This is a genomic window from Pseudomonas sp. NFACC39-1, assembly GCF_900110355.1.
GTDB lineage: Bacteria > Pseudomonadota > Gammaproteobacteria > Pseudomonadales > Pseudomonadaceae > Aquipseudomonas > Aquipseudomonas tehranensis.
In genome coordinates, this window is sequence record NZ_FODL01000001.1 from 222,444 (window position 1) to 235,175 (window position 12,732).

The window sequence follows — 12,732 nt, forward strand, 5'->3', positions numbered from 1 at the left end:
CGTTAACGCTCGTCTTCAACTGAACCCGGTACAAAGCGAAAATGACCGCCGGCAGAGCCCGTGACACCTGGGCAATACACGGAGAAAGCAAATAGGGTATTCACCGGTAGATCGACCGTGATATTCCATTCGAGCTGGGATGTAACTGGTCGCAACTCGTTGGCCGGCGGCGTGAATACCACGTCTGGGTGCGTACAGGCGATCGCACAATCACGCCCTAGATCTTCCTCGCGAAACTTCACGCTGATGGTCGCTTCGCGCTTAATAAAATTGTAAGGCAGCGTGATGGCCCACACATAAGGCAAACCATCGATCTTCACTTCAGTTCCCCGAAGTACGGCATTGCTTACATCAAATAACCACACATCGGCAAACGTGCTCCCAGCCTCACCCGGTCGACTCCAAACAGAGGCCGTCAGCCTGGCAATACCGGTTTCTGTGTGGCGCTCGCCCTGAATATCACAATAGGCCACACCTGTAGCGCCCGTCTGGGTAATAACCGTTGGGTGCCCCGTGAAATCCCACGTCACCTCTACGCCGGCCTGAGGGGTTTTGTCGATGCGGTGACGTACTAACACCTGCGCCCTCGTGGATTCGTTAAAAAGAATACCGACTTGAGGAACACTCAGCTCTACCACCTCGTAATCAGGTCTGACCGACCCTCCCGGCAAAGGTGGTGACTTCGGCATCCCACTCATCAACGGCATATCAAACTGCAATACAAACGAGTCGATCTGCGTCTCCTGGGTGGAAATAGACCAACTCAACGAAGTACTCCCCGCCTCCATTGCCACCCGTTGCCCCAACGGCGGATCGAACACCACCCCCTGCGCCTCTTCGCCCGGCTTGTATTCCAGAAGGACTTGCGCATCCGGATCGCCAATCAACCAGCTGTATTCATAATCGAGCGTCAGTGTGCAAACCTCTCCGGCTACCAGACTCAGTTCAACGTCAGGCCACCTTACGGATTGGCCATTGAGGTTGGGTTTGAATTCCTGAAGCCAGGTCATGTCATTGGGCAGCAGTTCAAAGGCAAGACCTGCCACCTCCCATCCGGCATAACCCCCTTTGACGATGGCTCGCAGAACCCCCTTCCTGACACCCGACAACCTGAACTGCACCGGGGCTTGTCCCTCGGCATTGGTTCTGGTCGGAGCAATCGTGATGTGGGGGTACTCCCACCGCACTTCGACGTCTTCCAAAGGCTCGCCGGTCATGGCCGACACCACGGTCACCACCGCTGAAACCAGCTCGCCGATATGACCATTGGTTTTGTCGCTGGTGAGCGACTGGATTTCCCGGGGCTCGTGCAAGAAGTACGACAGCGCCACCGATGCCGCGTACTGCCCTTCTCCCACCGTCGCGGTCAACTGCGCGGCGCCGGGCGTGGTGGGCACATAACGCACGCGCGCCACGCCGTAATAATCGGTCACGGTGGTCACTTCCCCCAGGTCATCACCGCGCCAGGTCACGGTCACCCCGGCAATCGGCTTGCCACTGATGGAGGAGACCACGCTGACCTGTTCGACCAGTTCCTGCTCCCAGTCCAGTGTCTGGTGAACAGCGCTGTCCCAGCGGATCTCCAGCACTTGCTCACCTTCGCCCAACGACATCGCGTTCGCCGGGGACAGGCTGGCCAGACGCTGGGACGCCAGGCGCAAGGCAAAGCTGCCGTCCTTCAGGTCGCCGGCCTTGAGCGTGAAGCGCAGGCCCTCGCGGGGAAACTCGCGAGGCATTCCCAAGGGGTCAGGTAAAAAGCTGATGCCCAGTTCGGTGGGCCCGGTTCCGGTCATGCCGAGGGTCAGCTCACGCTCAAACAAGGGACTGTTCTCGGGGGCCATCAACTCAAACAGGTGCTCGCCCTTGCGCCGCGGGAAGTAGGTTTTTTCGCCCCAGGGTTGCGCCGCTGCGCCGTCAAACCGGACCGTCAGCCCCGCCCAGGGGTCACTGGCCAACGCCGTGACTTCAAAGGGGCGTTCCTCCTCGTAGCCGTCGTAGCGACTGCTGACCGAGGCCCTCACCGCCTGGGTGCCGGCGCTGGCCGGCGCCACGGCAAAACCGGACCAGCCTTCAGCGTTAGTGGGCTGCGTGCTTGTGCGGCCCGCTGTCCAGCTCACCGGAACCTGATCGACGGCAAGCCCGGTGAAGTGGGAAACCACCTGGACCCACAACCACGCAGGTTCCTGGCCTGGCACCGGGTCGACCGGCGCATCGCGCCAGGCGTGGATCCTGACCTTGTTATGCGCCAGCGTCATCGGTTTGGCCGTGGCGACGAAGTCCAGCGCAGGCACTGCCCACGCCAGGGCAAACTCGCCGGGTTGCTGACTGGCGGTAAAGTCCAGCGTCCAGATTGCGCCGCCGTCGTTGATCGGTTGCGCCAGATTCAACGCCGGGCGAACCGTTGCCCCCAGCTCCTCGGCGGATGTCCCTGACCATGCCAGCGTTGATTCCAATCCCACCAGCGGGCTCAGTGCATTGGGCAAAACGCTGAAGCGATGAACCGCCCCCAGGCACGGATAAAGCGCCTGTGCGTCCAGTGCGGCGGTTATCTGGTCGAGCCTCAGGCTGACTTCTTCCGTCAGATTCTCGGAGACCAATCGCCCCGTCAGCTCACGAACGAGCGACACACTCTCAAGGCGCAACTCCAGCTCAAACAGACTGCTGGTGCTGCTATTGACCTGTGAGGCAAGGGTCCATTGCGCGCCTGCCGCTACCAACGGCTTCGCCGCTCCAAGGTCACTGGGCACCAACCCGATATCCGGCGCGGCCCCGCGCCAATGCAAACTGATGTTTTTACCGATCCAGGTGCTGCCGGGTTCGGGCACCACTTTGAGTGTGTGGGTCTGCCCGCGCCGACAGAGCACACCGAGCGCATTGCGCTCGACCACCTCATCATCGAGCAGAATACTGACCTCGTTTTTCCAGGGGCTGGTGGCAATCGCCGTCACATCAAAGGGGTGCTCCACCGCCACGGCCTCGCCATGGGCCTTGATGCTGGCGATGATCACCTTGTCCCCCGCGCTCTGCGGCGTGTACAACACACTGGCCCAACCGCCAATGCCCGTGGTCACGGTGGATAGCGTCACGTCCCCGGTTTTCCATTCGACCTGAGCATTGATGACCGGATCACCGTCACCGCTGACCACGAAGTGCAGCACCTGCACCCGCAACAGTACGCTTTCGTTTTCGTCCACCACGGGAAACTTGTTGGCCTCTCGTACTTCGCCCACCCGGACCAGATTGCGCGCCAGCGACATGGCTTTTTTCGGCGAAGGCTGCAACAGTTTCGAGCAGACCAGTTGCAGCTCGAACCGACCGTCATATTCATCTTCGCTGGTCAGGGTCCAGGCCAGCTCGGCGCCGGTGACCGGCACGGGGGCTTCCAGGGCCGGGCTGACAACCACGCCCAATTGCTCATAGGGATCACCGCTCCAATGCAACGACAGATCCGCCCCCTGCAAGGGACTGGCGGCGGGCAGTTTCAAGTCCAGGGGATAATCCGAGCCGCGATTGGGGTAACCGGTTTTTTCCTCCCACCGCGACTCAACCCCCTCCACCACCGCCAGCACGTCCTTCCATGGATCCGTCGCCAGCACCCGCACCGTCAGGGTTTGAGTCAAGACGCCAGAGGCGTAATACAGGCTCTCGACCGACGCCTGGATCTCGGTATCGCCGGCCTGCGTCGGCTGAAAATCAAAGTAGGCCCAGCCGTCCGTGCGGGTGACGGCGACGCCGGTGACCTGCCCGGTCGTGGATGTCCAGTTCACGGTGCGGTCGCTCAAGGGTTGCCCGGTGTAATAGGACGTGACCTGCACCCCCAAGCGCACACTTTGCGCGTATTCAAGCACCGGGTAATACGCCGCCTCGAGCACTTCACGAAAGGCCAACCGGTGATGCCCCAGGGACACCTGCACCGGATACGCCTCGGCGGCGAACTGGTTGACCAGGTCCATCGAGAACAGATAAGGGCCGTCCTCACCGATTGCCGGGCAGTCCAGGATCCAGGCCGAATCCAACGGGTGATCCACGCCCCAGACCGGGGTCGCGACCACCGCGCCCTGAGGGTTATCGTCGCTGCTCAACGCGGCGCTGGTGCCGACCCAGGCATTGCCCGGATCAGGAACGAACGCTAGCTGATGAGCCAAGTCACCCGAGGCCCCCAGGCACACGTAAAGAGGCCCGGTTGCCGGTAGTGATTGCTCGTCAAGCCTGAACGTTTGCATCACCGCCGGCTCAAGGTGCAACTGGAGGTTGATGCGGGTGATACGGACGGCCGAGACGTCATCATCGGGGGCGTTTAGCGGGCTGTAGATACTCACCGTGAGGGTGTCTTGAGCGCTGAACGGCAGGTCCAGCGGGACGTTGTAGACAATGGGTCTGTACGCCAGCGGCTGACCGTCCCTCAGCCGTGCCTGATCCTGCTCCACATCCCGGGCTGGGCCCGGCGGCAACAGGATTTCCTGCTCTTGCGGCTGTTTATCGCTGCTAATGACCAGCCTGCCCGATTCGGTATGCCTCGTCTCGCACAGGAAGGTAAGGACGTAGCGAGCTTGCGCGCCGGGGTCCTTGGGCGCCGTCAGCGCCTGACTGAGCGAAGCCCCATTGCCGATGGTCAGAAAACGAAGGTACTGACCCTCCTCGTCATACCAATCCCTCATAACACCCAAGTCACCCTGAATCGGTCCCTCTGTCCAGTAATCGGTCGACTCTTCGAAGTCGCCATTGAGCACCAGATTTTCATTGGCCAGGATAATCGGCTTATTCATGGCGACCTGCTCCTTCGCCGGTTGGATTGATTTCAACTTTGGCAATTTGATCTTCGACGGCTCGCACGAACGGCGGCTCGCCGGCCCTGGCCATGTAACGGATGCGCACGATGATGTCCGTCAAAGAGAGCAGCATGCTTTTCTGCGGTTCTTTGTCCGGCCTTGGAAAGCTCAACAGCCAGCGCGAAACCACCCCGGTGTTTTCGAAGGGGTTGAGCATGCTGTCATCGGGTTTCATCGCCACCATGCCGTGGTCGCCAAGCCCCATCGACAAGGCGATCTGCTGACCGCTGCGCAGGTTGATCTGCAGATCGGAAGGCGCCACTTTACCCGTCGGATCATGCAAGTACTCCACCGACGGAATGGTTGCCTTGGTCGCGGTCATGCTGCTGACCTGCAGCAAGGTGGCACGTACATGTTCATAAGGCCCGATCAGCACAGGCAGGTCGACCTCGACCGAGCTGATTTGCCGGCAGTAGTGCCCCGGGTGGTCGCGATCAAACAGCAACTGAGAGAGTTTGAACTCCAGCGTCCCTTTGGATAACTGCACCAGCGCTTTGTCCCAACTGTCGATGCCCGTCTGCGGGTCACTCGTATCATCGAACAACTGGCGCAAGGAGATGGTCTTGACCAGCTCCAACCGCCGTTCATAGCGCTGCAGGTACTCGCGCTCCATACGCATCAAATGCCCGCGCAAGTGCTCGCCGGCCGTCAGACCGTGGCGCTCGTCCAACCAGACCTGGGGCAAGGGAACCTGCGAGTCATAGTCACCGGTTTCGGCACTCAGCGACGCCTGGGCGCTGAGGCACAGGCTGACGACGGCATCGTAGGCCTGGTAATGCAACGCCTTGAACTGGCCCAGCAACCAGCCGTACAGCTCGGCATTGGTCGCGCGCTTTTTGATGAAGTTGTACACCGTCACGGCCTGACTGTTGGCCACGAGGGTTTGCTCCAGGGTGGTTTGGGTGGCTTTCACGGCGTGGTCTTGGGCGACGATTTGCGCATCGATGGCACGCACCTCCGCCAACGCCTGATTACGTTGCAGTAACCACTCTTCGCGGCGGCGACGGTAGCTCTCGGTGGTGGCCTGTTTGTCGGCGTCCATTTGCTTCACCGACGCGGCGATATCCAACCCGAAACACACCGCGTCGGCTATTTTTTCGAGACGGTTTCCACCGTTGGCCAGGCCGAAGATCGTCGGCAGCGAGGCAATCACCGCACCTCCAGGTTTGATATTGGCCGACGTCAACGACAGCACTTTGGAAAGCTGCAGGCTCTCCATCACTTCGTACTCAACCTTCGACACGTTTTCTTCATAGAGACGCCCATAAGCGTCTGCCCGCTCCTGTGCCACCGCCCGGCTTTGCTCCAGCGCGATCTTGCTCGCTTGTAGCTGACTGATGTTCTCTTCTTGCACGGTCTGGGCATAAGCGCCCAGCTCCACCAGATGGTTTTGCTGCAGCTCCTGCTGCTCGGCCTGGTCCCGTTGTTCGAGTAAACGCAGGACCTGGGCGCCGTGATCCTGCAGTGCCTGTACGGCGCGCAATGCCACCTCGAACGTCGTACGCCAACGGAACGCCCCCACCACCAATCGGCCGCCCATGGGTCTGGGCGCACCGGCACCACCGGCCGCCAGGTCACGCAGCAACGCGTTGGGATCGGTGGGGGGGCTGAACAGCGCGACCTCCAGTGGCTTGCCGTCCAGGGTGAGGTTATTGCGCAGGTTATGCAGGCGCTGGCCGGGCAAGTCGTACAGTGCGAGCAACTGTTCATTGATCGGCGGTTTGAAGGGATCGTTGGCCAACAGCCCCAGCAACGGCGGTGCTTCGGCGGCAGCGGGAAAGTCCGCGAGGCTGAAGGCGAAGTGTTGCTCAAACGCCTCAAGATCCGGTCGCGACGTGCTTTTGTTGATCAGGCTGTCCACCGTGTCGGTTTCCCAACGGTTGACCGTTCGCACCGCCGGTGCCTTGCCCATCAGGAATTCGGCCTGGACGTAACACAGCTTGGCCGCCACCAGGCTGTCACGGGTGAGTTGGCGGTAATACCAGTCTCCCCAGGCCATCAAGTTCCTGACGTAATCGGAGAACACCAGGATTTGAAAGTGCTTGGGCGCCGAATAGCCGATGGCGTCGGGGTCGGTGGGCGCCTGGGTTTCACAGCCCAGGTTGCCCGAACCGCTCAAGGGACGGCAGCGCCAATACGCCGGTTTGGGATGGGGGTATTGAGGATCATCGCCTGGGTCGGCCGGCGCTTGCGGATCGAACAGGTAATGCAGCCAGTTCTGCGCTTCCAGGAACCGATCTTCGATGCGCAAGCGTGTGGCCACCAGGTGCGGCAGGTGGAAAAACAGCTCCCAGAAAAACAGCCCGTTAGCCCCGTCAAAGGCACCGTTGGGCTCGCTGATCGTTTGGGATTCCGGGGGCGGCTCCGCCAGAAACTGCGTGTCCCAATCCAGCACCGCATCGACAGAAATATTCGAGCGCTGCACCAGCTCGGGGCCGAACAGCGAATTCAGGCGGGCGTATTTAAGGGTCAGCTCGGCCTGGTTGAGAGAGAGGAACTGCGCCGCATCCAGGCTGTTCTTGAGCAGTGACGCGGGAGGAAACTTCGTGACGTTGGTGATGGTCAGTTCAACGTTTATACGCCCATAGCCGCCGGTTTTAGTACCAAAGGAAAAGACAGGCTTGTTCCATGAACCTTTGCTTCGGCTAAAGACTTGCCATTCGGTACTCCAGCCTCCGGCAACCGACTCGGTGACGGTAATCGGGTCCGGGTCGCTGCCATCCTTGTGGTCCAAGGTCAAATCAAACACAGCGCTGCCGGTTTGACCGGAGGGCCGCAAAAAACCTTGCACCATGAGAACATCATCGTCCAGGACGCGAAACACCACAGCCTGCAAACCCAGGTACGGCGTCAGCGTGCCCCCTGCACCCTCGACGGTCTTGACCATGGTCGGCTGATTCGTCAGCGGGTGCTGGACCGTATTCGCACTGATAAAGCGCTGGTAAGCAGCCTGCTCCAACCAGTGCCCATCATCCCAGGTCACAGGGCGGAACAGCACATCACGCACGGCTATCACCTTGAGGCGTTCGGGGTCGTTATCAGCCCTGCCGTTAGTCAGCAAAACCCCCAGCTTGCCCTTGGGGTGGTAGTGGTCGGCCCACACGATGGCAATCAGGCGGGCGCCTTCGGAACGGTCCTCCTCATACTCGCCACTGTGCAGGCTCAGCGGTGCCGACCAACGACCGTTCTGGGCCATGAACGCCACTCTGACGTCCAGACGGTGCGGCACGCTTTGATCACCGCTCCCCTCTACCTTGTACTGCCATTCAGCCCAGACCAGGCACAGCCGTCCGCTCCAGAACACCGGCCGGATATCCAGGATATTCACGCCCGTCGGCGTATCCACCGGCAGCCACTCACTCCAGGCCGCCGGGTTAATGGCTGTGCAACTGGGGGAGAGCTCGACCTCGGCCTTGCGCCAAAAATACTGGTAAGGCGGCACCCGCTGACGGCCGACAAAGTAGTAGTCGGCCCGGGCGGGCGAGACGCTGTCCATGTAGCTGCTGAGCACGTCCAGGTTGCAGGTCTGCTCGAACGTTTGCAGGTACTCCTGCAACGCCACCTGAACCGAATCGCTGTTCAAGTGAGCCTGGTTGAGGTTGTTTTCCAGGGCCTTGAACAGGCTGGTCTTGCGCTGCCGCACGAAGGGGTTGATGAAGTTCTCCGGGTACAGCGCGATCATTTGCAGCGCCGACCAATCCGGGTAGTTGTTGTAGAGTTCCCAGGTGGCCAGGTCCCGCTTGTCGAACTCGGTGTCGGCATAGCCGGGCTCCAGTTTGCGGTAGGCGGCATGGATGAACTGCTGGGCACAGCTGGTCGCTTCGGCGACCCAGGAGCTCTGCACCGGGTAGCTGTCCAGCGGATCCAGGCGCAGCAGTTCGAACAGATCCGCCGGGGTACGCAGGAAGTTGTACGGAGGATTGGCGCCACTTTTTCCAACGTGCCCGAGGCTGTATTCGATCAGGGCGGTCCGACGCTTTTCGAGCAAGTCGCTCATCGTATTCAGTGTCATGGCGCTGGCTCCTCGCTTTCAAAGGTGATGGCCGGGAAATCAGCGGTCACGCCACCGTCAGGGGCAATGGTGATCCTGAATCGTCCACCGGTAGGGCTGGACGCAAATGTTCGGGCCAGGCCCTCCTGATTGGTGTAGGACTGGTCCGGTCGATAAACCACCGTACCTTGTCCACCGCCCATATCCGTGGTTAACCAGCGTACGGGATGGTTTTTCGCAAGGTTTCGATGAACGTCCCTGATGGTGGCGTAGAGCTCGACTTCCTGCCCGGGGGGTACCGTTCCCCGGGGTACCGGTGACAGGTATCGTGTCGGGATGTCCATGTTGTTCTTATCGATCGTGACCTGGACGGTAGGGGCATGCTCACGTTCAAACAGGTCCAGCCAATATTGCGGCGTGTCCCACCCCAACACCTTGCCCGGTATGTACTCGGCCAAAACCACGCCTTCGGTATTCGTCGCCTTGGTTTCAATGGTCCCCAGCTCGGCGCTCCAGTAAACGTTGACCCCGACCAACGGGTTGCCGTCGCTGTCCTTGAGGGTGACCGTGAAGGTGATTTTTTCTTCGGGTGCAGCCGCCACCGAGGTATTGTCCGGGACGCAGGTCACAGTAACGAGCTGCTTCAGATCCCCGGTGAAGGTCACCAACGGCCGATCGGATTCGGACAGGCTCAGCAAGGCATGCTCGGCGGCCTCTTTGTAGGCCGGCTTGTCGACCTCTTCTGGCAGCCCGCCCATCAGGAAAATCGTCAAGGCATCCATGCCGGTGCGCGCCGCCAGCACCCGAACCCGCATCAACAGATCCAGTTGAGGCAGGTTTTTCAGGATTTTGTGCGCAGACTCAAAGCGGCTGACGCACTCGCGAACCTCTTGCACGCTCCAGTCAAAAAAACCGGCCAGGCGGATGGACGCCGCCTGTTCGGCCAGACGCAGCGCGTGCCCCCCTATCGGAGAAGGCAGCGCATTGACCTCGCGCAGGTAGTCGAGCAGCGTCTGCGCCGGTTGGTCGCTCAGCTCAAACGCACGGTTGAGGGTGGTCAGGTAGTACAGCGTGCGCAGGGTGAATGCATGCTTGTCGTCCTGGTCCAGCCAGGCTTTATGGCCGTAATCCAGATACTCGCGCAACACAACGGCACCCAGCTCCAGTTTCGCCACCACCGCACTGCGCCGGCGTACATCGGCCAACAGCGCAAGCAATGGGTCAGTCAATGCGTTACGGCCCTTCACCCTGCCGTCAAGACTCGAAAGGTCACGGTCGAGCACCTGGCGCAGCAGCCGGCTCACCGTTGAATTGGCCCACGCCAGCACCTCAAATGCCTGCTCCGCACTGACCCCGGTGTAAACCGCCAGGCATTCCTTGACCACCGACATCTGGGCGTCCCTGGCCTCCAGCACCACGGCGAGCATTCTCTCGACAATGGCGGGCCGCTCCAACTCATATTGGTCACCCAGGCCAATGGTCACGGCTTGATTAAGCTGTTCTCGGGCAAACTCCAAGTATTGAGCCTCGGTGCCCGGCCGTGACGTCACCAGCCCGTCAGACTCGACCAAGATCGTCTGCATCCCCAACAACTCCAGCCAGCTGGCGCCCGCCATCGCTGGCACCCCGGCCATCAGGATCGCCGAGTGGGTGAGCAGTGCGCCGGGCAACAGGTTGAGCAGCTGTTCAAAAAGCCGCCCCTCAGCGTCCAGGGAGGTGTCCAGCAAGGAGGGCGACGAGACCTGCTGCACCATCCAAAGCACCGGCAGGTCGTGGTCGGCGCACCAGTCCACACACAATTGCATGGCATGGATGAGGTTCAGCGCATCCGGGCTGTCGCTGGCGCTGGAATGGATCAGGGGCACACCCGCCAGGCCGTTGAGCCAAAGTTCTCCACCCAGCACCGTCAGCAACAACACGCCTTCGACCGGGGTGATGCCCAACAGTCGGGGCAGCTTCACCATGCGGTAGAAGCTGGACATGATCGCCAGATTACGCGGCAGGCTGTCGCCGGCGATGCCATGAGCCTTGGCAATCGCCACGGCCAGGTAGTTGTAGGTCTGCAGGTCAATGCCCAACGCGCTGCACAGCTGGCTGACGGTCAGGTCGGGCACCTCCGGTGCCGGCACGATCGGAAAGGTTCCGTTATCGAGCTTCAAGGGTTCACGGTAGTCGCCCTGGTCATTGAAGACCTGATCGAATTGGGAGAGCGCTTCACCGCGACCGTAAATCGACAACTCGTCGATGAACACCGCAAAGTCGTCCACCGGACACTCACAGCGCTCGCGCAATGACTGAAACAACCCCAGCGCATGCACGACTTGTTCGGTGATCCACCAGTCACCGGCCGGTGCCCCCCCGCGCACTTCAGCCTTGATGGCCGCCACTAGCAACGCATCCACCTTCTCGCTCGGCAGTGCCAGCCATTGGTCCAGGCGCAACTTGCGATTCATTCGGTCGTAATGCGCAAGTCCGGCGTCATCACCTGGGCTCACGGAGAGTGTATGAAGGTACGTATCGCCCTCTCCGCTACCGGCAATATGGACCGCCGGGTGGGCATTGGCATTCAGATAAACCGAACCGGAGCGTCCGCTTTCCGGCTCTTCAGGCACCGTTGGCGACGAGTAGGTCACATTGGCCGAGCGTGCCGGCGCAAAACCCCGTACTGACAGCAATGCCTCAAGCCCCTGGGTGTCGAGCTTGGTTCGCTCACCGAAGAACGGCACCTTCTCGAGGTCTTCCCACGCGCCCTCTCCGGCGCCGAAGTTCTGCAAATAAAAGGCCTCACTGTTCGCGCTGGTGATGGCCGGTTCGGTGAGCAACCGCCGCTGATAAGGCCCCAGCCGCGACGCATGGGCCAAGGCAGGTCCCGCATCGCCGTACCAGGCCTGCGTCTGGAAAAAATAAGGAAAGGACGGGCTCACGTGCTGGGCAAAACTGCCCACCGACAAACCATGATGGCGGGCGACCGTATCCACCGTAACCCAATGCTGGTAGTAAGGAAGCCCATTGGGATAGCGCGCTTCGATCATGGCTTGCTCAAGGTTCTCTGGCGCCAGATCGATAAACTTTTCCAGCACCGGGACGATGATGTCCACCGATGACACCGATTGATGCACCGCGTTGAAATCAACGCTCAGCGGCTTCAGGTCTTTGCGCCGGTCATGCAACGGCAACTTGCCTGCGTCGCTCGACGCCGCTTCGATGCGTTGCTCGATCCACCTCATCAACTCAATCAAATACGCCACGGGTGAGGCGATAGACTCCAGCGCCTGGGGTGGGCACAGACTGTCGAACCGGGGGTTGAACAGCAGCTCAAAACTGGGGCCTTGAACCATCGACAGCAAGCCACTGCTTGCCCGCCGCCGTTCTTTTGCAGAACCGTACAGACTGTGTTCGATGAACTGACGCCGCAGGTAAATGGCCATGCTGTTGAAGCGCCGCAACAACTGACGGGCATCATCGGGGCTCACGCCAAAGTCCCTCACCAATCCCTGTCCGCCCTTTTCCACCAGCGCAAAAATCGAACCACCCTCTTCGAGGTACGTCTGCAGTGTCGAGTAATGTGTGAGTTGTTGCTCACTGAACACCTGAGTCAGCAGCTGTAAAGCAGGGCGCGAATCAGCCATGAACGAGTCCTCGCATTCGATGTCGGCCCGCAACGGCCCGACGAAGCCGTCAGGTCGAGCGTTTGGTTAACATGATTGGGCGCTTAAGGGCCGAAGCCGTCTACTGTCAGAACCGACAGGTTTCATGACCGTCTATCGGGAGTTGGGCGCCTGGGTCGGGCTAGTGGGCGGCAGGACTTCGAAGCGTTCGCTCTCAACCCAATCGGACGCCGTCGCACCGTCCGCCGTGTCGGTGAGGGTTTGCTTGAACCGGCACCAGTGGCCGCCAGCGGACAGCGATTGC

At 60.7% G+C, this 12,732-nt stretch carries 3 protein-coding genes; all 3 read right to left on the reverse strand.

Annotated features, from left to right (window positions below):
* Positions 1–2: 2 nt before the first annotated feature.
* From BMY45_RS01085 to BMY45_RS01095, 3 genes are read right to left on the reverse strand one after another with little or no spacing between them, the layout of a single operon-like run.
* The gene (locus tag BMY45_RS01085) at positions 3–4,766 is read right to left on the reverse strand and encodes a hypothetical protein (RefSeq protein ID WP_256573614.1); all 4,764 of its coding nucleotides are present in this window, start codon (positions 4,764–4,766) and stop codon (positions 3–5) included.
* Positions 4,759–8,841, reverse strand: coding sequence for a Tc toxin subunit A-related protein (locus BMY45_RS01090; RefSeq protein WP_092393404.1), 4,083 nt, complete (start codon positions 8,839–8,841; stop codon positions 4,759–4,761). Before BMY45_RS01090 ends, BMY45_RS01085 begins: the two co-directional genes overlap by 8 nt.
* Positions 8,838–12,449, reverse strand: a complete 3,612-nt coding sequence (locus BMY45_RS01095; protein WP_092393408.1) for a Tc toxin subunit A — start codon at positions 12,447–12,449, stop codon at positions 8,838–8,840. The genes BMY45_RS01090 and BMY45_RS01095 overlap by 4 nt, the downstream gene beginning before the upstream one ends.
* Positions 12,450–12,732: the final 283 nt, after the last annotated feature.